Source organism: Catenovulum sp. SX2 (genome assembly GCF_052056295.1).
GTDB lineage: Bacteria > Pseudomonadota > Gammaproteobacteria > Enterobacterales > Alteromonadaceae > Catenovulum.
The window spans coordinates 3,832,375-3,857,123 of the sequence record NZ_CP182493.1; the positions used below are offsets into that span (position 1 = coordinate 3,832,375).

Annotated in this window: 24 protein-coding genes; 20 read left to right on the forward strand and 4 right to left on the reverse strand. The window is 40.0% G+C overall.

Translation table 11 applies throughout. From position 1 onward, the window contains the following. Window positions 1-173 precede the first annotated feature (173 nt). The 3 genes from ACMZOO_RS16180 to ACMZOO_RS16190 are packed head-to-tail and all read left to right on the forward strand — an operon-like array spanning window position 174 to window position 2,120. Complete coding sequence (locus ACMZOO_RS16180) at window positions 174-677, forward strand: hypothetical protein (RefSeq protein ID WP_440904335.1); 504 nt, start codon at window positions 174-176, stop codon at window positions 675-677. Then, window positions 671-1,114 carry a hypothetical protein gene (locus tag ACMZOO_RS16185; RefSeq protein WP_440904336.1) on the forward strand — a complete coding sequence of 148 codons (444 nt, stop codon included), beginning with the start codon at window positions 671-673 and terminating at the stop codon, window positions 1,112-1,114. The genes ACMZOO_RS16180 and ACMZOO_RS16185 overlap by 7 nt, the downstream gene beginning before the upstream one ends. Continuing rightward, a complete protein-coding gene (locus tag ACMZOO_RS16190) occupies window positions 1,104-2,120 on the forward strand; it encodes a hypothetical protein (RefSeq protein WP_440904337.1) in 1,017 nt (338 codons plus the stop codon). Before ACMZOO_RS16185 ends, ACMZOO_RS16190 begins: the two co-directional genes overlap by 11 nt. A 139-nt stretch (window positions 2,121-2,259) precedes the next feature. On the opposite strand, the gene rsmF is transcribed toward ACMZOO_RS16190, so the two are convergent. Next, the gene (gene rsmF, locus ACMZOO_RS16195; protein WP_440904338.1) at window positions 2,260-3,723 is read right to left on the reverse strand and encodes a 16S rRNA (cytosine(1407)-C(5))-methyltransferase RsmF; all 1,464 of its coding nucleotides are present in this window, start codon (window positions 3,721-3,723) and stop codon (window positions 2,260-2,262) included. Window positions 3,724-3,797: 74 nt separating this feature from the next. Here rsmF and ACMZOO_RS16200 point away from each other — a divergent pair, with 74 nt between their 5' ends. The 10 genes from ACMZOO_RS16200 (at window position 3,798) to ACMZOO_RS16245 (ending at window position 12,083) form a co-directional block, all read left to right on the forward strand. Next, window positions 3,798-5,027 (forward strand): nucleoside recognition domain-containing protein, encoded by a 1,230-nt coding sequence (locus ACMZOO_RS16200; RefSeq protein WP_440904339.1) that lies wholly within the window; start codon window positions 3,798-3,800, stop codon window positions 5,025-5,027. 299 nt (window positions 5,028-5,326) lie between these two features. Continuing rightward, window positions 5,327-6,046, forward strand: coding sequence for an SIMPL domain-containing protein (locus ACMZOO_RS16205; protein ID WP_440904340.1), 720 nt, complete (start codon window positions 5,327-5,329; stop codon window positions 6,044-6,046). Between the two features lie 62 nt (window positions 6,047-6,108). After that, window positions 6,109-6,396 (forward strand): hypothetical protein, encoded by a 288-nt coding sequence (locus tag ACMZOO_RS16210; RefSeq protein WP_440904341.1) that lies wholly within the window; start codon window positions 6,109-6,111, stop codon window positions 6,394-6,396. Window positions 6,397-6,435: 39 nt separating this feature from the next. Next, window positions 6,436-7,155 (forward strand): transglutaminase-like domain-containing protein, encoded by a 720-nt coding sequence (locus tag ACMZOO_RS16215; RefSeq protein WP_440904342.1) that lies wholly within the window; start codon window positions 6,436-6,438, stop codon window positions 7,153-7,155. A gap of 415 nt (window positions 7,156-7,570) precedes the next feature. Next, complete coding sequence (locus ACMZOO_RS16220; RefSeq protein ID WP_440904343.1) at window positions 7,571-8,080, forward strand: hypothetical protein; 510 nt, start codon at window positions 7,571-7,573, stop codon at window positions 8,078-8,080. A gap of 72 nt (window positions 8,081-8,152) precedes the next feature. Beyond that, window positions 8,153-8,773, forward strand: a complete 621-nt coding sequence (locus ACMZOO_RS16225) for a uracil-DNA glycosylase family protein (protein WP_440904344.1) — start codon at window positions 8,153-8,155, stop codon at window positions 8,771-8,773. Further along, window positions 8,766-9,758 carry an FAD:protein FMN transferase gene (locus ACMZOO_RS16230; protein WP_440904345.1) on the forward strand — a complete coding sequence of 331 codons (993 nt, stop codon included), beginning with the start codon at window positions 8,766-8,768 and terminating at the stop codon, window positions 9,756-9,758. The genes ACMZOO_RS16225 and ACMZOO_RS16230 overlap by 8 nt, the downstream gene beginning before the upstream one ends. Before the next feature lie 178 nt (window positions 9,759-9,936). Next, window positions 9,937-10,416, forward strand: a complete 480-nt coding sequence (locus ACMZOO_RS16235) for a globin family protein (protein ID WP_016957239.1) — start codon at window positions 9,937-9,939, stop codon at window positions 10,414-10,416. 286 nt (window positions 10,417-10,702) lie between these two features. After that, complete coding sequence (locus ACMZOO_RS16240; RefSeq protein WP_440904346.1) at window positions 10,703-11,260, forward strand: YiiX/YebB-like N1pC/P60 family cysteine hydrolase; 558 nt, start codon at window positions 10,703-10,705, stop codon at window positions 11,258-11,260. Window positions 11,261-11,447: 187 nt separating this feature from the next. Next, a complete protein-coding gene (locus ACMZOO_RS16245; protein WP_440904347.1) occupies window positions 11,448-12,083 on the forward strand; it encodes an adenylate/guanylate cyclase domain-containing protein in 636 nt (211 codons plus the stop codon). On the opposite strand, the gene ACMZOO_RS16250 is transcribed toward ACMZOO_RS16245, so the two are convergent. From ACMZOO_RS16250 to ACMZOO_RS16260, 3 genes are read right to left on the reverse strand one after another with little or no spacing between them, the layout of a single operon-like run. Further along, the gene (locus ACMZOO_RS16250) at window positions 12,073-13,638 is read right to left on the reverse strand and encodes a hypothetical protein (protein ID WP_440904348.1); all 1,566 of its coding nucleotides are present in this window, start codon (window positions 13,636-13,638) and stop codon (window positions 12,073-12,075) included. The two genes, ACMZOO_RS16245 and ACMZOO_RS16250, sit on opposite strands and share 11 nt — an antisense overlap. Window positions 13,639-13,662: 24 nt before the next feature. Beyond that, complete coding sequence (locus ACMZOO_RS16255) at window positions 13,663-16,146, reverse strand: LamG domain-containing protein (protein ID WP_440904349.1); 2,484 nt, start codon at window positions 16,144-16,146, stop codon at window positions 13,663-13,665. Further along, window positions 16,146-17,318 (reverse strand): hypothetical protein, encoded by a 1,173-nt coding sequence (locus ACMZOO_RS16260; protein WP_440904350.1) that lies wholly within the window; start codon window positions 17,316-17,318, stop codon window positions 16,146-16,148. Before ACMZOO_RS16260 ends, ACMZOO_RS16255 begins: the two co-directional genes overlap by 1 nt. 798 nt (window positions 17,319-18,116) lie before the next feature. Here ACMZOO_RS16260 and ACMZOO_RS16265 point away from each other — a divergent pair. Genes ACMZOO_RS16265 through ACMZOO_RS16295 form a run of 7 tightly spaced genes read left to right on the forward strand, consistent with a single transcriptional unit; the run spans window position 18,117 to window position 24,716 of the window. Then, a complete protein-coding gene (locus tag ACMZOO_RS16265; RefSeq protein WP_440904351.1) occupies window positions 18,117-20,855 on the forward strand; it encodes a hypothetical protein in 2,739 nt (912 codons plus the stop codon). A gap of 17 nt (window positions 20,856-20,872) precedes the next feature. Beyond that, window positions 20,873-21,640 (forward strand): SH3 domain-containing protein, encoded by a 768-nt coding sequence (locus ACMZOO_RS16270; RefSeq protein ID WP_440904352.1) that lies wholly within the window; start codon window positions 20,873-20,875, stop codon window positions 21,638-21,640. After that, on the forward strand, window positions 21,610-22,245 hold the full coding sequence (locus ACMZOO_RS16275; protein ID WP_440904353.1) for an outer membrane beta-barrel domain-containing protein: 636 nt from the start codon (window positions 21,610-21,612) through the stop codon (window positions 22,243-22,245). Before ACMZOO_RS16270 ends, ACMZOO_RS16275 begins: the two co-directional genes overlap by 31 nt. An 11-nt stretch (window positions 22,246-22,256) precedes the next feature. Beyond that, a complete protein-coding gene (locus tag ACMZOO_RS16280) occupies window positions 22,257-22,787 on the forward strand; it encodes a peroxiredoxin family protein (RefSeq protein WP_440904354.1) in 531 nt (176 codons plus the stop codon). After that, complete coding sequence (locus tag ACMZOO_RS16285; RefSeq protein WP_440904355.1) at window positions 22,780-23,007, forward strand: DUF4266 domain-containing protein; 228 nt, start codon at window positions 22,780-22,782, stop codon at window positions 23,005-23,007. Before ACMZOO_RS16280 ends, ACMZOO_RS16285 begins: the two co-directional genes overlap by 8 nt. Next, window positions 22,994-24,142, forward strand: coding sequence for a DUF3570 domain-containing protein (locus tag ACMZOO_RS16290; RefSeq protein WP_440904356.1), 1,149 nt, complete (start codon window positions 22,994-22,996; stop codon window positions 24,140-24,142). Before ACMZOO_RS16285 ends, ACMZOO_RS16290 begins: the two co-directional genes overlap by 14 nt. A gap of 34 nt (window positions 24,143-24,176) precedes the next feature. Further along, window positions 24,177-24,716 carry an AraC family transcriptional regulator gene (locus ACMZOO_RS16295; protein ID WP_440904357.1) on the forward strand — a complete coding sequence of 180 codons (540 nt, stop codon included), beginning with the start codon at window positions 24,177-24,179 and terminating at the stop codon, window positions 24,714-24,716. The last annotated feature ends 33 nt before the right edge of the window (window positions 24,717-24,749 follow it).

The window sequence follows — 24,749 nt, forward strand, 5'->3', positions numbered from 1 at the left end:
GTAATTTGCTTGCGCTACGTAGGAACACCAAAATTGATTTGGCTATCCACTTCAAAAATGGCGAACAATTTTAAACCTTGACCCTACAATAGTTTTATTATATTAAGTATTTTGTATACGGATTAATTGACATGAGCCGCTGTATACGTTTCAGAATTTAAAGGAGTTTCATTATGTTAAGGAGAACAATTCTGCTGGTCTCTTTTGTATATTCGAACATAGTTTACGCTAATGGCATTCCAGAGTGGTATATTGCACCTCCGCCAGATAATGACGAAGAATACATTATTGTTGCTCAAGGCATGAATCAACAAGAAGCTTCAAGAGATTCACTGAGAGTATTATCAGAGCGTTTATTAACTTATGTCGAATCTGAATCTAACTTACAATCCCATAAAATCAATAATAGAGAAGTATCTGAGTACACAAATAAAGTAAAATTTGTAGGATTACGCGCTAATTATCCATCCCCAATTATTGACCTTCATGAATACTCTAAGAAATTAGGCATTTACTTTGGTTTATTTAGGTTCAAAAAATCTGAAGTTTTAAACGCATTGGCGCTCAATACGATGATTCATACAACAAAATTTATTCAGCTATTCTGCCACTCAAAAATGCCCCCTTTAGATGCGGGCTGTACGAGAAAACAAATAATGAAGAAATTGAATTGTTGAAGCAACTTTTTATTGTTATCAAAGCCAATTGGAGGGATAAACCAAAAAGAGATACTCAAATTTTATCTGACTTATTTGCTGAATGTATGAGTTCAAGAAAATTAACTCTCAATCTGTCCTCTGAATATCCGCTCGTCCGGACATATGTCGAACAGTTACTTTCCGATTGGAAGGCTATCAATGAGATTAATCAACATACAACTTTAAACATTTATATTTCCTCTCAGGAAATTAAAAGGTTTGGGCAGATTGGAATTAAATTAGAAGCGGACATTGCGTTAATTGAAGTTGGACAGAAAATAATTTCTGAAAAGGTTTCTATGACCGGGTATAGCCCAAAAAATGTAGAAAAGGCCTATGTATCGGCCCAACAAAAATTAGTTAAAGCTATTGAACTAAAGTTAAAACATAAATTAAGGAACTACTATGAAATTTGATCTTAAGAAAACAATGCTTGTTACTTCTGTTTCGTTGTTAATGTCAGCTTGTACAACAACTCCAGAATCTAATCTCAATCTACTGCCATCTCAGCCTATGTTGGCAGTTAATTTAATGCCAAGTCAATCTCAGCTAGATGGGAAGCCGTTAAACGTTCTTTCTGTGTCAATAAAGCCCCAAATGCATGATAAATATAAACTATCTGAGCTGTTGCCAGGTACGCTAGATAAAGCTATCGTTGAAGGTGGGGCAAATACTGTAGATCGTTCTTTGGCTGCAAAATTAATTGAAGAGATAGAATTTTCAGAAGAGTCCGATTCCAACGATTTTTATCAAGGACCTAAGGTTACCGATTTGGTATTAGCTGCCAAGATCGTCAATTATACGCATAACAGTAAATTCGATGAGCAAGAAGTATATGAAGACAAAAAGGGCAAAAAACACGTAAGGCCAGCTCAGTGTACTCATAGGACGTCAGTGGAAGGCTTTATCCGAGTATTGACTTTACCTAATATGAATTTAGTTGAAACCATTCCATTCTCTGGATATGAGACGTCGCTTACAGATACTAGAGATAGCTCATGTCCTATTTCTGAAGCAAACAAAGCATCGTTACTTGCTAAAGCCTTAGATGATGGTTTTGCTGGCGGTGAAACAAAAATTAGAATCAAAAGTGCAGTTGCCGCTAGAGCTTTTATTCTTGAGAAAAAATTAGATGGCGATAATGTTTTTTTTAAAACAACCTTGCGTAAGGGCCTTGGGGCTCAAGAAGGTCAAGAAGTTAGAGTATTCGTGGAAGATGAAGCCTCAGGTGAATTACAGTTCGTTGCTGATGGGGTTATAACTGCGCAAGAATATATAACTCGCCAATACTCTTATATCTACCTAAAAGATAAGAAAACAATACCATTAGTTAAAAAAGGAATGATCGTTAAGATATTCGATACTTGTGGCTTCGGTTGCAAGGCCACTGAGTTTAGGAAAGGTATTGACAGCCTAATGTAAGCTTTATTCAAAGAGCCTATAGCAGTTGTTGACCTATAGGCTTTCATTTCTGTTAACGTTACTTTGGATTTTTGGGAGTTTTTAATTTTTATTACTTTATCTGTTAATATTCAAAAATTTCAACTCACCAAGACTTGTTTTACACGTAGTCACTAAAATTTAGGTGATCTCTCACTAGTTCGCGCGGTAGTTGATTCTTAAGTCTATCTGGTAATTTTTTTGCAAAACCGAGCGCTTGGCCTTGGTAACAAACTATTACTTCACCTTTTTTAAGCTTAGCAAAATCACCGTCGATATCTTTGCCTTGCCTATAAGCTTGGCATTGTTCTGCATTCAGCTCTTGAGTTTGTTTGTTCGCCAACTGGGCAAAGTTAATTGCTAGGCTATGCTCTAGTTTGAAACCATGTTTAGCTAGTTCGGCTAATTTAACGCCAACGCGGGCAAATTTTACTTTGCCTTTAAGCGCTTCGAGTTTTGGTGGAAAGTACCAAATTTCTAGCGCTTTTTTCGTTTCGCGTTGGCTGCAAGCTTCAAGAGGGAAGTCATCCATGGCGAATTGAGACGATAAAAAAGCATGTAGTTCTTGGCTGTTTTTATTGCTCAAAGGTTTAAATGGAAATTGACCTAACCTTGCAAATGGATTGTCTAGTTGATGCCCAACACTCGCTGTTTTACGAATACGTGCAACAAAAAAACCTTCTGAGTCGTAAATTTGCGGCCATACATGCAAAAAGCCTTCAGCAGTTGTACTGTTTTCTGCGCCTTCAAATAAATCAGCCAAACTTTCAAATTCAACCGCATCACCGTACTGTTCTTTTAACCACAAACACACTTGCTGGTTTTCAATCTGGTTTAAAGTGCAGGTTGAATAAATCATCACACCATTTGGTTTGAGGGCGTGAAATGCAGCATCAATTAAATCGCGCTGAACGGTAGCAATATCGTGAACGCTTTGCTCAGTCCAATTTTTCATTGAATCAACATCTTTACGCACAGTGCCTTCACCCGAGCATGGTGCATCTAATAAAATCGCATCAAATTGCTCTTTCAAGTGAATGAACATACGCCCATCCATGTGGGTAAGTGCTGTGTTGGTTACGGCACAGCGCTGAACATTGGCGGATAATACTTTTATTCGGCTAGATGAAAACTCATTGGCAACAATCACACCTTGATTATTGAGCAGCGCAGCCATTTGTGTGGTTTTTGAACCAGGCGCAGCAGCAACATCTAAACAGGTTAAATCGAGTTCTTGACCTTGTTTATACAACAAAGCTACCGGAGGCAGCATTGAGCTGGCTTCTTGAATATAAAACTCGCCGGTTAAATGTGGCAGCGTATTGCCAAGTTGTATTTGCTGCTCTTGTTCATCAGGCCTTTGTAACCAAAAACCATCTTTACACCAAGGAATAGGTGTTAGTTGCCAACCTTGCTGACGTGCTTTTTCAACAAAATTTTCGGTTGAAATTTTTAGTGTATTGACTCGAATGCTCTTGCGCAGCGGTTTGCCACAATAGTCAATAAAATCTTGTAAATTCAGGTGGCTGGGTAAACATGGGGTAATAAAATTGATAAAGTGGTCGGGTAATAGCGCTTTGTTCACAAGAAGCTTTCGGTTAGTCTGTTGTGGCGTAAATATAGCGCAAATTGTCTTGTGATCCTAACAAGGAGTGATGTTTGTTAAATAGAATTTGGCTGGCGTTTATTTTAAGCGCATTTGTTTACGCCTGCGGGGGCGCGATATTTAATCAAGATGCCAATATATTTGGTCGTATGGTTGAAGCAATATTTGATATGGCCAAATTAAGTGTGGATATATCGCTTGGTTTAATCGGCTTACTCGCTTTCTGGTTGGGCTTAAGCAAAATTGCCGAAAAAGCAGGGTTAATAGATAAACTTGCCCATTTTATGTCACCTGTGTTTCGAGTATTAATGCCAAGCATACCTGCCAATAGCCCAGCGCAAGGGCATATTTCGATGAACCTAGCAGCCAATATGCTTGGTTTAGATAATGCTGCAACGCCACTTGGCTTAAAAGCCATGCAAAGTTTGCAGCAGCACAATATCCAAAAAGACACAGCAAGCGATGCACAAATTATGTTTTTAGTGCTGAACACTTCTTCGGTCACTATTTTTCCAGTGACCGTATTTATGTACCGAGCACAAGCTGGTGCGGCTATGCCAACCGACGTATTTATGCCAATTTTACTCGCAACACTTGCTTCAACCTTGGCCGGTATTATTGCTGTGGCGACAGTGCAAAAATTGCCGTTATTTAAATTAAAGCCGCTAGTAATCTTTGCGGGCTGTTTTGCACTAGCGGCTGCTGTTATCAGCTATATGTTAACTTTATCCGCCACTCAGTTAGCTGAAATGTCATCTTTTTGGGCAAATTTCTTGTTGTTGTCTTTTATCTGTTTAGTGTTGGCAGTCGCTGGTTATAAAAAGCTCGCTGCGTATGATTATTTTGTCGAAGGTGCTAAAGAAGGCTTTTCCGTTGCAGTGCAAATTATTCCGTATTTGGTTGCTATGTTAGTCGCTATCGCTGCTGTGCGCACCAGTGGCATGTTAGACGGTATTTTGTCGGCCGTGCGATGGTTAGTGCAATTGTTTAATGGCGATAGCCAATTTGTTGAAGCGCTACCTACAGGTTTATTAAAACCTCTATCTGGTAGTGGAGCTCGTGCCATGATGGTTGAAACTATGAATACTCATGGTGCCGATTCATTCGCTGGCCGTGTGGCGAGTGTGATGCAAGGCTCTACCGAAACCACCTTTTATGTATTAGCTGTCTATTTTGGCAGCGTTGGCATTAAATACACCCGCCACGCAATAAGCTGTGGTTTGATTGCTGATATGGCTGGGATTTCCAGTGCAATTTTAGTGTGTTATTGGTTTTTTGCTTAGCGGTTAGAATTAGTTATAAAACTGTGTGATTTACAATTGGTAACAAACTTCCGCTGGGGAGTATGGAACTTAGCATGATTTAATGGGGACTTATGCAAGAGTGTGGAGTGCTTAGTTGTTTAAAAATTACGTGGCATGGTCGAAGGCTTGGGGTAATTATCGCAAAAACGCTGCAAGTACATCCTTGTAAGCTTCGCTTTTTCATCCCTGAAAAAGAGATTTTGCTCTAAATTATCCCCAATCCATCTCCCAAAATCAGCATTTTTGTTGCTCGCTTCATTTACAGGATAAACAAATTTATGAATATCGAAACTTATAAAAAACACGCTATTAGCTGGATCTCAATGCTCGTTTTACCCGCTTTTTTAATAGCTTGTAATGCGCAAAATCATTTATCCACTCAAACTGAGAATTGGGTACGTGTAAATGCCAGCGCCAGTGTGCCAGCAGTCCCGGATAAACTATCGCTGAAAGTTTATGTAGAAGAAAAAAACAACAGTGTTAGCCAAGCCAAACGCATAGTTGATCTCAATACTGACAAAATACTTAAACGCTGGATTAACCTTGGAATAAAAAATAGCCAAGTGAGCAGCTTTGATTTATCAATACAGCCAGTTTACGAATACGATAAAGATACACGCAAGCAAATTCAAGACGGGTTTGTTGTGAGTCGTACCTTATCGGTAGAAATTAAAAATTGGGATACTTTTGATCAACTTATCGACAGCGCTTTGGCACTTGGTGCAACACGAGTAGGTAATGTTCAAGCCGATGTTTCCAATCACCAAAACTTATATAATCAAGCGCTCGCAGCAGCAGTTGAACAAGCTAGATTTAAGGCGCAGATTCTTGCTGAAAGCGCTGGTGGCAAACTCGGCAGAGCAATGCAAATTACCGAGCAAGGAGGATATCGCCCCTATGCTGTCGCTGAAATGAAATTAATGCGTAGTGATAGCGCGAGCCAACCTGGAACAACGGATGTTAATGCCAGCGTAGAAGTCGTTTTCAGATTACAGTAACCTTGCTGGAATCTAAACGATAGACTAATATTTTAATTTCTCGAAACGTATAAGGAAGTACTATGGATTCCACTGAATTTACTTGGTTATTGCCGCTAGCCTGTGGCTTTTTACCTGTTTTGTTGCTTTTATTAGACAGGCAAAACAAGCGCATTAGTCAATTAGAAAAACAAGTTGCTCAATTAGCTCAACTACAGAATTTAATACCGCATGGTGACGCGGTATTAACCCCCGAAATATTTAATGCTGTTCGTTCTGACAATAAACTTAAAGCAATGAGGTTGTACCGAGAGTTAACTGGCGCGAATCAACAACAAGCCTCAGATTGGCTAGAGGCATTGAACAAATAAGCTGATACAAGTTTCATAAATAACAAGAAGAATAACGGGATGAACAAGTTTTATTTCAGCTCAACTAGCAACGAGTATTTAACTAAATTAAGGAATGAGTTTGAGTTGGAAACGCGTTTTGCCGATAGCGTGTCCCAAATAAGTAAAATCGAAGCGATTGCAAAATGGGTTGGTCAGCAGTGGCAGCATGATGGTGCAAATCAAGCTAACTCCCATGACGCTATAGAAATACTGCGTTTAGCTCAGCAAGGGCATTCATTTCGCTGTGTTGAATATGCCATTGTCGCTACGGCTGTATTGAATTCACTTGGCTTCCCAACTCGAATACTGGGATTAATGACCGAAGATGTTGAAAGCCGAGAGTTTGGTGCAGGTCATGTAGTAGCTGAAGCCTATTTGTCTGAATTGAATAAGTGGGTGTTTATCGATCCACTAATTCAAACTTTTGCCATGCTGGATGAGTATCCTTTAAATGCGGTAGAGCTAAAAAATGCTATGCAAAACGGCGATATAATCACTTTTGTTGGATTCAATCAACAAGATAGTATGAAGTATCAGAATTGGTTAAATCCGTATCTTTATTACATAGATATCAGTTCACATACTGTTTATGCTAAGGTGTCCAAAAATCAAAAATACAGGTTTGCTGTACAGGGCGCTAAAAACCCACAGGTATTTCAAATAAAATATCCAATCAGTGATGCAATACTTGTGCATTCACCCCAGAGTATTTATCAAGCGCCAACTCTAGTTGATTAGCTATTTTTATTATTGAGTTATAACCAAACAAACTTACCGCAGGCTTGTATTTAGCCTGCAGTTGCTTACAATTTAATCAAACCTAATATACCCAAGCTACTTGAAGATGCGAGATTTCAGCAAGAGATAAAAAAGCATTTAGACAAGGCATTGATTGAAGATAATGGTTATCCCTTTTCAAAATCAATAACGCAGTATAAATGCTTTTTAGCCTTGCCCTTCGGGAGCTTCACAGCGTTTCTATTACTGCGTTATGTTAATTTGAAAGGTGCCTACATTCCTTCATTAACATGCCTTGTACTAAAAACGCTGTGATAGCTCTGAAACATGCATCTTCAAGTAGCTTGGGTATATCACCTTTTCCTTTCTTTCGTCAGCTGCCAGATGCAGCATTTTTCCAGTAGTAGAGGTTATTATGAATATTTTCAAACGCGCATTTTTTATCTTTTTCTGTTTATTAAGTTTTTATAGTGTTAGTAAAGAAGTTGTCATCAACCAACAAGTTTTATCTGCTGAACAAATTGAACATATTGAAATGAAATTGGGGTACGACATTCAAGCAGGCCATTATTGGTATGATGCTGAATCAGGCTTATGGGGACTAGCCAACCAAGCCGCAATCGGCCAGACCCAGAAAGGGTTAGTGAATAATAAAGTGCTTACCAATGCTTCCAATGGTCACTCGGGGGTTTTTATTAATGGCCGTGAACTGTGTCAACAAGAGGCATATTTTTGCCAGCAACACAGTAAACACAAATTAGCTAAAGGACATTATTGGCTGAATGAAGCAGGGCATTTAGGGCTAGCAAACAAAACAACCGAATTGGTTTTACATTATCCAAAAAGCACTAGAGCCTTTTGTCATCGTCAAACTAATAAACAGGTATATAGCAGCAATACCAAAGCAGATTTAATGTTAAGCTGAATTTAGTTTTAAATTACGTTTTTGCATTAACAAAGCGGCTATGGCCGCTTTGTTCGTTTTTAAGGATTTGCATTGCAAACAGCATCAAAAAATATAGAGTTATATCGGCAAATAACCAGCTGTACTTTATGTCAGACACAGTTGCCGTTGTCGCCAAAACCGATAGTGCAATTATCAGCTCAAGCCAAAATACTCATTATTGGCCAGGCGCCCGGATTGCAAGCGCATAAACACAATAGAGCTTTTGCCGATACGAGCGGCAAGCGTTTACGCGAGTGGTTAGGTGTAACAGATGAGCAATTTTATCAAGCTGAAAACTTTGCGATTATGCCAATGGCTTTTTGTTACCCAGGCAAACAAAAAAATGGCTCAGGTGATAAAGCGCCACTAAAAGCTTGCGCACCCACTTGGCATAATACAATTTTGGATATATTCGAACGTTTACACTTGGTGTTATTAGTTGGCCAATATTCGCAAAAATATTATTTAAAAGAAGATGATTTAGGTGTAACTGACAATGTGAAGCAGGGGATGTTACAGACTAAAATTAATGCAAAGTTGCCAGCAGTTGAGCTGTTTAATTTGCCACACCCAAGCCCGCGTAATAATATCTGGTTAAATAAAAATAACTGGTTTGTTGAACAAACATTACCAAAATTACGCAGCAGGATAGCGCAAATAATTTATGAATAAATTGGTTAAAATTTTACTCACAACTTGTGCTTTTATCGCTTGTTTATCTATCAGCTCTGTGAATGCAAAGTGGCTCGAGCATAAATTTAATGTAATGGGTACAGCGGCGGAAATTCGGTTTTACCAACCAGATAAAATGCCTGATCCACAAGCACAAAAATTGTTACAGCAACTTGTGGCTGTAATGCAGGGGGTGGATGAAAGCATGAGCCCTTATAAACCAGCTAGTGAATTGTCGTTAATTAATCAACAAGCTTATGCTCAGCCACTTAAAATATCGAATGAACTACTGACTGTTATTACTAAAGCCCAACACATAGCACAATTAAGCGAGGGTATTTTTGATATTACCTTTGCTAGCGCTGGGCATTTATATCAATATCGTGAACATATTAAGCCATCAGATAAAGAGTTGCAGCAAGCGGCTCAGTTTATCAATTACCAAGATATTTTATTGGATGAACAACAATCGACCATTCGTTTTTTAAAACAAGGTACAAAAATAGATTTAGGTGGCATCGCTAAGGGTTTTGCGGTGCAAACTTGTTTGAACATACTTAAGCAAGCCGGTGTGCAACATGCGCTGGTAAATGCGGGTGGTGACACCGGATTGTTGGGCGACAAGTTTGGACAAAATTGGCTGGTGGCGATAAAGCACCCAAGACAAGCAGATAAACAAGCCGCTCTGTTGCCATTGGCTAGCGAAGCAATTTCAACTTCAGGAGACTACGAGCGCTATTTTATTGAAGATGGCCAAAGGTATCACCACATTCTCAATCCTAAAACGGGCAAATCAGCGACGGGGCTTGTAAGCGTTTCGGTTATTGGTCCAGACGCTATGACCACAGATGCACTTTCAACCACCTTATTTATTTTAGGCAAAGAGCAAGGATTTAAATTATTAGATCAGTTTGTTGGTTATGAGGCCATAGCCATTGATGATGATTTAAATATGTATTTCTCTAAAGGTCTATCCACTAACTAACTTGGCTCCATCAACAGAATGCACCATAAAGAAACTATTGAACCAAAAGTGGCATAAAAAATACCACAATTGAATAATTTAAAAGCAGGGGTTTGTTTAACTTATTGAAAAATAGTAACTTACCTGTTTGGTATATTAATTGCTCTAGTTAATAGGTCAACAAGCCAAGGAGACAATTATGAATCAAACTCAAGTACAACTCGTTCAACAATCATTCGCTAAAGTTGCACCAATTGCAGAAAAAGCAGCAGAATTATTTTATGGTCGACTATTTGAGATAGCCCCTCAAGTAAAACCTATGTTTAAATCAACCGACATGGCCGAGCAGGGCAAAAAGTTGATGCAAACAATTGGTTTGGCTGTAAATGGTTTATCCAACCTAGAAGCCATAGTACCAGTAGTGCAACAACTCGGCGTAAAACACATAGATTATGGTGTGAAAGAAGAACACTTCCCAATAGTTGCCGATGCACTATTGTGGACGTTAGAGCAGGGATTAGGTGACGACTGGAATGATGAAGTCAAAGAAGCCTGGGTAACAGCTTACACCATTCTCGCTACCACTATGATTGAAGCAATGAAGGATGCACAAGCCGCTAAACCAAGCTCTGCACCTACATTGTTTGGTAAGATTAAAAGCGCCTTGGGTATGGCGTAGTTTATACACCAACCCCAAAATCCAAAGGCTGAAACGCGGTTAATCTATCTAACATTGCCGCGTTGCTTAAATCTTGTTTATTTGTCTTATTACCACAGTTTCGTGAATTGTACTCCGAACATTAAAATAAGGGGTTATTTTATTGAGCTGTAATGTGTATTATCTAATACATCAAGTCCAACTCTTTTTCCCAAATGTATAGGCTCAATTTATTGGATGGACGAGAATTACAGTCATTTTCCATCAGCTCCTATAGCTAAATCAAATACCAGTCAGGAGGGCGCCAGTGTTTCTAAGCAAAATAAATATTGTTAACACGCTAAATAATGGTGATCTGATATTTTTTAGCGGGAAAGACTATATTTCACGAACAATTAAAGTGGTTCAATTTTGTCAGTGGTCACACGTCGCCATGGTTATTCGACCTCAGTGTTATAACTATGAACCGATAATCCTTGAGTCTAGTGGCAAGATGGGCAGTGTCATTATGACCCCATTATCAGACCGAATGATAAGTTATCGAGGCAAAATTGGTGTGCGCCATTTAAAAGGTGTTGAATTTTCAGATGACGATATGTACCAACTAAAATTGGCGCAGTTTCATTTTATTGATAGGCAATTTGAAACGCGAAAGCTCGAAATGTTGAGAGCTTGTTTTAAGTGGCTAAATAATAAAGAAGAAAATTTAGACACAGTATTTTGCAGCGAGTTAGTGGCTGAGCTTTATCAGGTAATGGGTCTACTGACAGAAGAGCACAACAGCAATAATTTTACACCAAGGTCATTTGCTCGGAACGTTCCTCTCGACAAAGGTTTATTGTCTGATATGGTCATATACAAATAATACTAGGTATTTGCAGTCCTATGTGATTGTGTAGTCATGGCTTTTCGGCTGCATTGCCCCTTTTTTGAAAAAATCTATACTTATTAATAGAGCAATAAACACTGCCAACAGTTTTTGCTGAGAAATGCTACCTAGATAAAATTGTTAGTGCGCATGTTATAAGAAATTACACAAGCGAGAGTTTTCAATGTCTTTAAGTTTATATACACATATTGCCAACAGCGGGTATAGCGATCGTTTATCGCAGTTAATAAAAAAGCGTATTGCATGCACGACTGATGCAGACAAAGCCAAAATTGATGAGCGAATTGAAGATTTATTTGCAGAAACATGGGCAATTATGTTCACTGATTTAACCGGTTTTTCGCGCTCGGTCAGCGATTTTGGTATCACCCATTTCTTGCAAGTTATTTACGAATCGCAACGCATATTTCTTCACTGTGTTGATGAAAACGACGGGATATTGATTAAAACCGAAGGGGATAGTTTATTAATAATTTTCAAAAAGCCTAAAAAAGCTATTCAATGTGCTTTAGACATGATGGAAGACTCAAAAAAATATAATCTAGAACGGCCTGCCAACGAACATATTATTCCATGTATTGGTATAGGTTATGGAGAGATTTTATCTATAGGCGGTCAAGACGTATTCGGTCGCGAGGTTAACGCTGCGAGTAAATTAGGTGAAGATACAGCTAAATCTTGGGAGATTTTAGTCTCCCAAAATGTAGTGGACAAAGTCGATAAACGCAAAAATTTTCAGTTTAGCGAAATTTCTGATTTACCAGCTGGAACACCTAGGGCGTATAAGCTTATATATTAACCCCAAAATCCAAAGGCTGAAACGCGGTTAATCTATCTAACATTGCCGCGTTGCCTAAACCCTGATTCGTCACCACATTGGCAAAATCAGCTTGTTCACCGTGCAGTGCCATATAGTTAAGCAATACAGTTTGCACTAATAAATTTACATTGTTGGCAGCTGGGCTAGATGCGGTTTCGACTGAAGCATCAGGGCGCATAAAACCAATTTGTTGGTGCCTTAGCTGATCTTCAATGCTTGACCCCATTAAGCTCGCACGGCCCGTTGGGTTATATACCAAAAAGAACGCAGCACCGGTTGATGAGTTATCGCCAGTCCATTCACCTTTGCCACGTCCTTCTTCTGAATCGTCTATGCGGCCATTGCTGGCAACCGAGCCGTCAGAATAAACATATAACATTAAAGGTTTGCCTTTACGTGCGGCATATTCTAAACATGCGCCCATGCAGCGGCCTGCGCGTAAATCTCGCATTTCGCCTGTGCCGCGCTCACCTGTGTGGTAATCAAAACCGCCCATAGTCACAGTGCCAGCACCGGCATAACCATTAACCACTAGCTTCATAATAGATGCGGTTTTTTGAAATTCTCTGTCATTCAAAAATTCATCACTGCTAAATACACCTGCTGCGCCAACAATGTCGGGATCTGCTGCTGGGTCGAGAGTTGAGGTATCACCAAATCTATCGGCTAAATCGGCACTTTTAACATAACCACAGTTGATTAAATCTTTAATCACTTCATCACGGCTAATGCCCGTAGATACATTATTGAGTTTTTGTGCGCTGATGCGTTGAATGCTCTCCATTACCGCAACTGCATCTTGCTGGTCGAGTAGGGCAAATAAATCGCCAATATCAACTAAGCCTGTCACGTCCGACGGTCTGTCTACTTTAGTTGGCCTTTTATTCGAATCGATAAAATCAAGTGGTGCCATAGAGTTTGCACCCGAATCTGTATTACGCGAACCAATTAACGATAATAACGAACCATCCGCGCCAGCTTTTGCAATTGCATACATAGGGTTATGCGGATTATTCGCCGTATCATTTTCAGAGCGAGCGGCGATTACTGCACCATTAATGTTTTCAACTGTAGCGGCGTCGCAGCGCTCTAAAATACCGCGTAAATATTGCGAGTCTGAATGAAAGGCTAAACCTAAATCTGTATTGGTTAGGTTTTGCCCTGGCAGCATATCGCCTGGTAAACCTAGCTTGTTATAACCAGCGGTTGATAAAAAATCTTGTTGGCCGCGTAGACCACCTACTAATACGTTAGAACCTGCAATATTGGCACCGCCAGCTAAATCAAACGCAATAAACGGAATTTTACCGGCACCTTGTACATTAATGCCGCAAGATTGGCGCAAGGTTTGTAAATCGCCTGATAGCTCCGCAAATGCTTTTGTTGGGTTAGCAAATAAACTAAATACCGACAAACCGCCAATAACATGCGCACCCGTTTTTAACCCTGAGGCGATAAAGTCGCGGCGCGAAACGGGTTTGCTATGGTCTGAATGTAAAATTGGTGCATCTACATGAAAAGGTCTTTTTTTCATTTTGCTTGTCCTTATCCTTCAGGCTTATTGCAGCAAGGTCGCTGCACTAGCAAGCACAGAGGTACAACTGGCTTTTGCTATGGTTAAACTTCTATCTGCCGCACACGTGCTGCTGCCGTTCGTGCCATTGGTTGCGCATTGGCTTAATCTGTCGATTAAATTATTAATTTCAGTAGCAACTTCGCTTTTGCTTGGTTGATCAAGCGGCTGTGTGTCTGCATTAGCAAGTGGCATTAATTTACCCAATAAGTTATCAATAAAGTTTGTTCGATTTGCTTCCGCATATGTGGTTGTGGGTGATTGATTAAAATCGAATGTGCCAAACCAATTGCTGCGAATTTGTTCATCGTTTAAAGCGCTATCACAATAGGCAATGCCAAGTTGAGTGATTGCCATTTGCTGAGCTGAAACAAAAATATCAATTGATTCTATATTTGGTAGTTGGCGCTTGATAGTGTGGTACAAATTAGCAACTGAGCTTGTGCTTTCGCTTACACCTGTTAATTGGCTCATACTCGCGCTGATTTCCGCAAAGTTACGCAAGGCAATTTTTGAATATTCAGTTGAACTTGTACTAGCTTGTTCTTCGCTAATGGCTGGTTCGCTGCGGGCATAAGTATGTTCTGCAATTTTATCGAAGGTTAAGAAAAACTCATCTTGGGTAAAACCTTTTTCGATAGCCAATAAACTGGCTTGCTCAGATAAGCTAACAGGTTCAGTTAAATTAGTGCCACTGGTTAGGTTCACATCCAAGTTTATAAAGGTTTGCCCAACTGAAGTGTCGCGGCCGTTAATGGCTAAGCGTAAACCTTTTATGTTGAGGTCTGTTGTTAAACTTGCGCCCGATAAATTAACTAATTTAGGTGTAGCAAACAGGTAGCTGTAGTTATCAAATTGGCTGACTTCAAACATAATGTAACTATCGGCTAAATCAATTAAATGGCCGACTGAAAACAGCAGTACAAACTTTTCACCAACACCTGCATCATAATTTTTTGTGATGCTTTCTTGTGATAGCGCACGGTTATATACAGCTAATAATCGCACCTGACCCAACCAAGGGTGATTGTTTGTGGCTTCATTACCTAACATCAGCGCATAACTTGAATCCCAGTTTGATAATGTACCTAAAGCTAATTGTTCAGCATTGCCATCGGCGACTAATTGATTGTTAACGTAAATTTTTTGTCCATTTATCGGATCAAAGGTTAACACCACATGCTGCAAACTCGCTTGCAGTATTTCGTCTGCATCAGGTGTACTGAGAGCAGGGGCACCATTGTTATCTGATTCGCTGTGGCGCAACATAAAATCATAATTGTATTGGGTTTGTCCAAGGGTTATGTTTCGCTCATTATCGTTGGCTGAATAACTGATAATGCGCGCTGGACCTTCTTGCACAACATTGGCTGGGGTAACCCAAGTTTCAATTGAAAACTCTCCGGTTAATGAAATTAGCTGGTGGAATTTTTTACTGCCGGCTGTGCTTGCTTGTGCGCGGCCGCCTTTTAAATCTATGCCCCAACCACCAAGCCATTCAACAGGGCCATAAAAGGTTAAATTGGCCGCAGGCTCTATGCCCGAAGTGTCAAAAGCTTGCAAACCTTCACCGGCTTTAAACTCGTATAATGCGATTAAGTCTGACTCGTAGCGACCTTCTGCCGCTGACACTATGCCATCTGTCATTGCGAGTGCGCGAGAGGCTAATAAATTTTCATCTATATCATTTGTGTCTAACTCAGCGACAAAACTTTCAATTGCGCTGCGCATTTGGTTGGCATTGTCACCACAGTTACTCCAACAGTTGTGGAATTCTTGGCTTAAACGGACAACTAAACGAGATTGATTTATTTGGTCTAAATTAATCGCTTTTTGTGCTGCTTGATAAGCTTGAGTTTCATCGTTACTGGCAAAAAATGGTGAAACCGGAAACTGTGCACTTGGGTTATGGCAGTTCGAACAAAACTGGCTGGTAATTGGGTAAATATGCTCAACAAACAAAGTTTCGTCATCGGGAAAAGCTAAGCTGCTACCGGGGAGCTTTTCAGCTGGAGCGGTTAAATCCAATTGGTTACTTTGTTCCACTCTATCGTCTGACCAAAGTTTAATCCATTGGGTCATGGTTTCGCCGCAAGCTTGATCTGAGCTTAACCAGCAATGGTGGCCGCTAGACACTTTGGTAACTAAACGCGAATCTTCTGGTTTGGCTAAATCAACTAATAAACTGGCTTGGGTGAAGGCTTGGTTTACATCTTCACGGCTTGCGAAATAAGGCTGCTGCGTTTCTGGGGTATGGCAGCCACCACAACGGTTTTGGCTAGAAATATTATCCCACACGGCAATTTTGAAGTTCTGCACTTCTTGATTAATAGGTGCTGGGCCTTGGTAGGTTGTGGTGTCTGGTTGTTTAATAGGTGGTGGATTTTCTGCTACATCACCGCCACCACATGCGCTTAGCAATACTAAACTCGCCGCGCAGAGCAAATTTTTATAATTCCGATACAACATTATTCACTCTCCTTTGAACAATATTCGGCTACTTCAACAAAGGTTTGTTTGAGTTTGTATCCGTTATTAATAAAACTGTCGGTTAAGCTGCTCACTTGGGTATTATCTGCTTCGGTTGCTGGAGGGCGCAAACACACAGAATTAAATACTTTTTTCACTTGGCAAGTAGCAAAGGCTTTACTGTTTGACAGTTCTTCGCCTAAAGATTTTGCACCTTGGCCTGACCCCGAAAGAGCTGGCGACCAGCCAAGTTTTTGATTGATGCCTTGTCGCCAAAAGTTATCCCAGTTGTCATTTGGTGTGCTAAAACCGTAAGGGAAGGTAGTTGTATTGATATGGTATTTACCAACTACAGTGTCGCTATAAATTATTTGCCCATTTTCACCTTCAGGATCTGTATCACGATCAAATTGATAATCGTAGCGGGCAAAAGCCTGCGCTAGAGGATCCATCCCTGAATGACAAGCTAAGCAGTTATTTAAAAATAAACGGCTATCGCCACCTGGACTGCGACTGACATCTTGGCGAATTCTGTCGGCAGGGCGAGTATTGTCTTTTAGTGCCTCTAAATCGGTACATAAATGATTCATTAAGGTAAAGCGCAACATGGCTCGATTTGTACCTAAATAGAAGTAGGCTTTGGCGGCTGCGCGTGAGGTTAAAATACCGGCAGTTGCTTCACTCGGTAAGTCGGTTAATTCTGATTGAGTGCGGGCGATTAGGTTTGCTTTTAGGTCAACTGCTTGTTCATCAAGTGTTTGGTAGTGATTGTTGTTATTTACTTGATAGGTTGGTGCGGTAACTTTAGTTGTATCCGCTGTATATACTAGATCAGCTTGTAGCACTTGGCGAAAATCGACATCGTCTCTTACCATGCCGATGACTGTTGCGCTGTAGTCGTTAAGTGGCTCGTATATATCTTGGTCGATATTTGTCCAAGGGGATGCAAATAATTTGAGTGTTACTCGATAAAAATCTGGATGTTCGACCGCGATAGCGGCCGCTGCTTGCACATCATCTTGTTCAATCAAACTTTGCATTTGCAACAAAGTTTCTGCTGATGCTGGCACGCCAGCAAGGCGATTGTGAATATATTGAGCTTGCTCTAACGACCCAGCATAGGCGGGTAAGATCAAGCTTGCTGTAATTAATAAAGTCTTGATAGACCTCATCCTTTGACCATTTTTAAACATTCTATTGTCTCCGTGACGTTAGAAACTACGTTTTTACTATTGCTAACATCATTTTCATGTAGCTTGGAGATAAGTGTAGCTTAGTTGTAGAAAATTATTTTGACCTAGTTGGCAAAATTGTGAATTAGTTTGCTAGCTTCTTATTTAATTATCTACTAACCTAAAAATGATTTTTATTGATTGTCGGCTTGGTGCAGTTGGATAAGCACTAGATTATGATTATCGCAAAACGCTGTGAATACGTCCTTGTACGCTCGCAAATGCCATCCATGGCGATTGAAGTTTTGCTCCTAACCATATTGCTAGTACGTATCCAGTTTGAGCTTTTAGTTGCAATCATTTGGTGCTTTAAGCTTCAAGTATCGGAGTGGTGCAGTTGGATAAGCACTAGAACATGATTATCGCAAAAACGCTGTGAATACGTCCTTGTACGCTCACAAACGCCATCCATGGCGATTGAAGTTTTGCTCCTAATCATATTTCTAGTACATATCCAATTAGATATTTGAGTTGTTGCTATCCATCGTGTGCGGACAATTGGAGCACATTCAACATATATCGATGCCCGATTCTTTGAACATATGGTAGAGATATAATTTAGAGCAAAATTTCTTTTTCAGGGACGAAAAAGCGAAGCGTACAGGGATTGTATTCACAGCGGTTTTGCGAAAATTATACTCTAGCGTATGTTCAATAGGCACGATGTTTTAGGTAAATTTGGACACGCACTTAGGTGCATAATTCTGTAGATATAGAAAAGGATTAAAGGAATTAAGCATGAATCCGGTTTTGAGTTGTAGCGGAGTCGCGCTGACATTTCTTCTTTTGCTTGGGTGTACACAAGACACGCAAACAAATGATGAGTCAGGAAAACAATTAGATCCTGTGTTGGTTGAATACCCTGTGGTGTTTTTACAACGCAGCGCCAGCTATTTGCTTGACGAGCAAACAATTCAAGCCAGCCATGAGTTTTTAAATCCGACCAAATTTAACCCAGGTGCAGCTATTTGGCTTAAGCACAACGCCTCAGTTTTATCTAAAGCGACGAATATCAGCGACGATTTTTTTCTACAATATTTTGGTGAAAACGCCATAGTCGATATTAAAGATTTAACCTTAGCGCCAAATGGCGATGAGTTACTCTTTTCGCTAAAAGTACAATTTACCGGCGATGATGTTGAAGAGTTAAACGAGCAACAAACTTGGAATATTTGGTCGTATCAGCATTCGAGTAAAACTTTTTATCCCATTATTCAAAGTGATGAAATTGCTAATTTGGCAGATGATTTTGCCGCTAAATATTTACCTGATGGCCGCATTGTTTTTGCTTCTACCCGTCAGCAGACTTCAAAAGCTTTGTTGCTTGATGAAGGTCGTCCGCAGTATCTAGCGTTAAATGACAGACGTAACGCGACTTCAATAAATCTGCATGTTATGGATGATTTAGGGCAAAATATTCAGCAAATCACTTTTAATATGAATCATGATTTGTACCCGCATATTTTGCAAGATGGCAGCATTTTATATAACCGCTGGGATACCAATAGTAACGATCGTATCAGCTTATATCGAGTAAACCCGGACGGTACCGAAAACTCCTATGTGTATGGTTGGTCTACTGACCAACACAATATCAATGAAAACTTGCAATTGCCCAGTCAATTTCGCCGTTTTATCAATATGGATGATGGCAATTTAATATGGCTAGCCGAGCAAGAGGGCGATGATGAGTTTAAAACCATTCCAATGGTTTTAAATATAAATGAGTATGTTGAAGATAATTTGGATATAGCTGCAGAAGAAGTCTCGACAGAATCGACGCAAAAATATCCTCTGTTGAGTCAATTTAATTTTGATTTTAATTTGGCAGATGAAGACTTAAGCGCTTATTCGGGACAACTCGCTGATGTATTCCCAATGCAAGACGGCAGTGGTCGTTTATTGTTAAGTTTGAGTTTATGCCGGGTCATTCACCAAGAAAAAATCAAAACTTGTCAACAAGTTAAAGACATAGCAGCAGAGGAATATCAATTAGCCCAACCTGCCTATGAATTGTGGTTGTACGATCCAACCAATAAAACTCAGCAGTTGGTTAATAGAAGTGAATTAGCAGGCCAAGCGGACAACCAAATTATTGAACAAGCATTTGTAATGCAAGCATATTCATCGCCGGCAATTAAAAATACCGATGATAATCTTACGCCAGAACTAGCTGCGGAAAACTTAGCTGTATTAGATATCGCCAGTGTGTTTGATATGGACGGAGAGCTTGATTACGGCAGTTCAATAGGCCAGTTACAAGATTTAACTTTGCACAATCAAAATAATATGCCAGTTAAATTTGTCCGATTTATTCGAGGTGTGCCTATGCCGCCACGAGAAGTTCGTAATGTTATGGGAACCGACTTTGGCCGCAGTGGTGGGCAGTTGATGCGTGAAATTATTGGTTATGCGCCAATTGAACCAGATGGCTCGGTAAAAGTAACTTTGCCAGCTAATACACCTTTTATGCTTAGTTTAGTCGACCAAAATGGTCAACGAGTGGGTAGCCGGCATAACCATTGGATAAGTTTAGTTGCAGGCGAAACTCTGCAATGTACTGGTTGTCATGACAGAAGTAATCCTTCAACCCATGGAAGACTTGATAGCCAAGTTGAACCTATTAACTCAGGTGTAACTGCTTCTGGTGCTTTTAATGGCGGCAAAACAGATTTAAGCGCAGAAATTGGCGAAACAATGGCGCAAGCTAAATGGCGGCTGTTAGGCGCACAGGCTGTTAAAGCCGATATGCAATTAACCAACGTGTGGACTGACACTAACAATGCTGCAGCGCAACCTGAGTTAAATGAGATAAATTTAACTTATGCAGATTTACAAACCCTGCAACCTGATGGTGTTGTGTGTTTTAGCCAATGGCAATTTTATTGCCGAATTTCAATTAACTACCCTTGGCATATTCAGCCTATTTGGGATTTATCACGTGAAGTATTTGACCCGGCAACTGTTGATGATGAAAACCCTGTAGTAATTGCCAATAATCAATGTTCGGCATGTCATGCTCCACAGGATGCTGATGGTCTAGCGCAAGTTCCACCGGGTCAACTTGAGTTAACTGATAGTGCATCTCCGCAGCAAGCAAGACACTTTACCAGCTATCGAGAACTTATGTTTAACGATGTTGAACAAGAGGTAGTTGAGGGGATTTTGCAAGATAGACTCATTCAACAAACTGATGGTGAAGGTAATCTTGTATTTGAAGTGGATGAAGAAGGAGAATTGATTTTGGACGAGAATGAGCAGCCAATCCCTGTGTTAACCACTGTGACAGTGCGAAATATTTTATCGACATCAGGGGCGCGCAGTAGCGCTAGATTCTTCCAATTATTCAATGAATTTGACGCCGATGCACAAACAGTTGATCACACAAATATGCTAACCCCAGCTGAGTTAAGGCTGATAGCTGAGTGGTTAGATTTGGGCGGTCAGTATTACAACAACCCATTTTATCCACAATAAAGGAATAACAGTTAACTATGCAAAGTATGGATAAAATGATTAAACAATTGGCACTGATTTTATTGATGTTTATCAGCTTGCCTGTTTGGGTAAATGCGCAAGCAATTAGCAGTGAACTAGGCAATACACTTGAAGTCAATGTAGCTTTTGTCGAATTACATTCTGGCCCAGGCTGGGCGTATCCAGTTACCAATGTAATTGAAAAAGGTGAAGTCTTAAGCATAGAGCGAAAACGAGGTGATTGGATAAAAGTTATAGATCGCCGTCAAAATACAGGCTGGGTGCACATCGAAGCGTTTAAAAAATTAACTACAGCAACGCAAAAAATATCAGACTTGGCAATCAACCAAGATGATTATTTAGCGCGTGATTGGGAAATCGGAGTATTGTTTGGGCAAATGCAAGAAGCGACGTATTACAGCTTAAATTTGAGCTATCAGTTTGACGCAAGTGTTGCGGCCGAGCTAACTGCAGGTAAGGTTTTAGGGCAAAGTTCTAATAGTGATATTTATAGTTTACAACTGACTATGCATTTATTCCCTGACTGGACGGTAACACCATATGTATCAGCTGGTGGCGGTTATATGCATATTCAGCCTCATTCGGTATTGGCACAAGCAGAAACACGCAGCCATACGCTAATGTTAGCGGCGTTTGGTTTGAAATATCATCTGGCAAGAAATTTTGTCATTCGCGCTGAAGCACAACAAGCTTTGGCATTAACAGATCGTGATTTAAATGAAGATTTAACCATATGGAAACTTGGGATAAGCGCATTTTTCTAAACAAAATTTTGCCTATGGCTTGTGTATTAGCACTGATGGTGTTTGCTACACAAGTACAAGCTGATGAAGATAATCAAACTCGCGAGATAACGCTAGATAAGCTCGACGATGAAAATTTTTCTATTGGTGTGCAGGTGGGCTTTTTAAGTATTGAAGACTTTGGCTCAGACACTTGGTATCAAGCCAATTTAAGTTATCACTTAAACGAGTTTTTCTACTTTAAGGCTAATTACGCGCAAGGTGAAGGGGGGTTAACTAGCTTTGACAGACTCGCCGGGGTTTCGCCTTTGTTAGACGATGAGCAAAGAAAGCTGAAATATTATGGGCTAAATGTCGGTTATAACTTAATGCCAGGCGAAGTGTTTATTACCCCAGAACTTGCATTTAATAGTGCATTTTCCTTCGAACTGGGAGGGGGAAACGTACAATTTGCTGGGCAAGACCAATTCGCATTAGCCGTGGCGAGTCAATTTCGAGTGTTTTTAACCGACTGGCTGGCTTGGGATATTTCAATGCAAAACTTAATTTTTGATACTCAAATTACTGGTGTGAATAAAACCACCCACAACTTGAGTTTTAATACTGGATTTTCATTTTATTTTTAACGGGTTGCAAAATGACTTTAGCGATAAATAACTACATGAATAAATTTAAAAAAGGCTGTAAAGCTGCGCTTGTATCCATCAGTTTATTGGCTGTGGCAAACAACGCATGGGCACTAGAAGAAAACCAACCAGCACCAGATTTTACGTTAAAAACAGTTTCGGGTGAAAACGTCAAACTGTCGGAACAAAAAGGGCAAATTATCCTGCTGAATTTTTGGGCATCATGGTGTGGCCCCTGCCGTAAAGAAATGCCAGCGCTTGAAGATTTACACCAACAATTTAGTGATTTAGGGGTTGCTGTTTGGGGCGTAAATGTTGAGCAAGACCCAGAGCCAGGCAAAGGTTTTTTAAAAGAAATTGAAGTGTCTTTCCCTATTATGTTTGATAGCGAAAACACAGTAACCGCAGCTTATGATGTAGCCGCTATGCCAACAACAATTTTAATTGATAGAGATGGCAAAGTAAGAGCCGAATTTAAAGGATATAAAGCAGGTTATGAAAAGAAATATGCTAAAGCAATTAAACGGCTTATTCGTGAATAAATTGGCCTTAGTGGTTTTATTAGCTGGCTGCAGCGCTCTTTCTGGCTGCAGCTCAATAAAACCTTGGGTGCAGCCGTACGAGCGGCAAAACTTGGCTGATCCTATCATGAGTGCAAATCGACATGGTATAGCTGCAAGCCATGCTGCGCACGTATACGAAGCAAGGGAAGCTGCGCGTGGCGCAGAAGGTACTGGAGGCGGTGGTTGTGGCTGTAACTAAACCTTTGTTCAACCTCATGCAGTTATTGCTGATTACTCTGTTGTTATCTAGCACAGTTAAAGCCGCTGTGTTGGAAGATGATAAAGTTGAAGTTATGTACCATAGCTATGAAGGTGGCGGCATGAAAATAGATGGCCCAGCAGTGCTTATTCGCAAAAAAGCCTCTGAGTCATTTGCCGTCAGTGCTTTTTATTACGCCGATACCATTAGTTCAGCATCGGTTGATGTTATGAGCACCGCCAGCCCATATGAAGAAGAACGTGACGAACTTAATTTAGGCTTTGAATACCTAAATAACAAAACACAAATGACCTTATCGCTGCGTCAAAGTGAAGAGAATGATTATCTAGCTCAGTCAGTTAGTTTTAATGTATCACACGATACTTTTGGTGATCTGACAACAGTTCAACTTGGTATTTCGTATGGGGATGATGAGGTAAAGCGCAATGGCGATGATAACTTTATCGCGCAAACCCAAAGTTACCGGGTACGTACTGGCATCAGTCAAATCCTAACCTCTAATTTAATTGCGAGTTTTGAATTAGAAGCAATCGCTTCCAACGGCTTTTTAAACAACCCATATCGAGCTGTACGTTTTATTGATGAAGAGTCTGAATCTGGTGTGGGTTATCAACCAGAGGTTTACCCAGATACGCGTAACTCTCTAGCTGGTAAATTATCACTACGTTATTTTCTGCCTTGGCGAGCCGCAGTTATGATCAGTTATCGTGGTTTTAAAGACAGCTGGGATATTCAAGCGTCTGATTACGAAATTTTATTTCGCCAGCCAATTTTTACTGACTGGGAATTTGAATTAAAAACTCGCCGCTATGAGCAAACTCAAGCTGAGTTTTATCAAGATTTATATCCATATCGCAACGCACAAAACTACTTGGCTCGCGATAAGGAGCTCAGTGAATTTACCGACACCACAGTTGGTGCAAGTTTAACTTATATTGTACCTAAAGCTTATCAACCCTTTGATTGGCCAGCAGAAATGAGTGTGCAGTGGGACAGAATAGATTTTGATTATCACAATTTTAGAGATTTACAGCAGCAAGCGCCGATAGGTGAAGAGCCTTTGTATCAATTCTCGGCTGATGTTATTCGAGTGTTTGCCAGCATTTATTTTTAAATGCACTAGATAGCCTTAGGGCAAGGAAAAGGATATGAAAATGTATAAGCAGTTATTAAAAATAGCCTTGGTAGTTAGCAGCTTAAGTTTTGCTAGCGGTTTTTCCAATTTAGCTATGGCAAATAACAGTGAATTAAACCAATCTATTCAAGACCTAAAACAGCAAGTATTAGAGCTCAATCGCAAACTGTTTATTTTAGAAGAAGATTTATTATTTCCAGCAAGCAATCAATTGGCTGTATTTATTTCACTGGATGTTGGCCAATTTTTCAAATTAGACAGTGTAGAGCTTAAATTAAATGACCAACCAATCGCAGGTACTTTGTATACCGACAGACAGCGCACGGCACTAGAGCAAGGTGGTATTCAAAAACTCTTTATTGGCAATATCAAAGAAGGTGAGCATAACTTAACCGCGTTTTTTATTGGTTTAGATAAACAAGGAAACAATATTAAAAAAGCCAAACAGTTTAGTTTTGAAAAGCTTGATGAAGCCAGCATGATTGAATTCAAGTTGGTGGACGATACCGGCAGCCAACAAGCCAAAGTTGAAGTGGAAGAGTGGGTGTTATAAATATGGATTTGGGGCGCGGGATAAGCTTTCAAA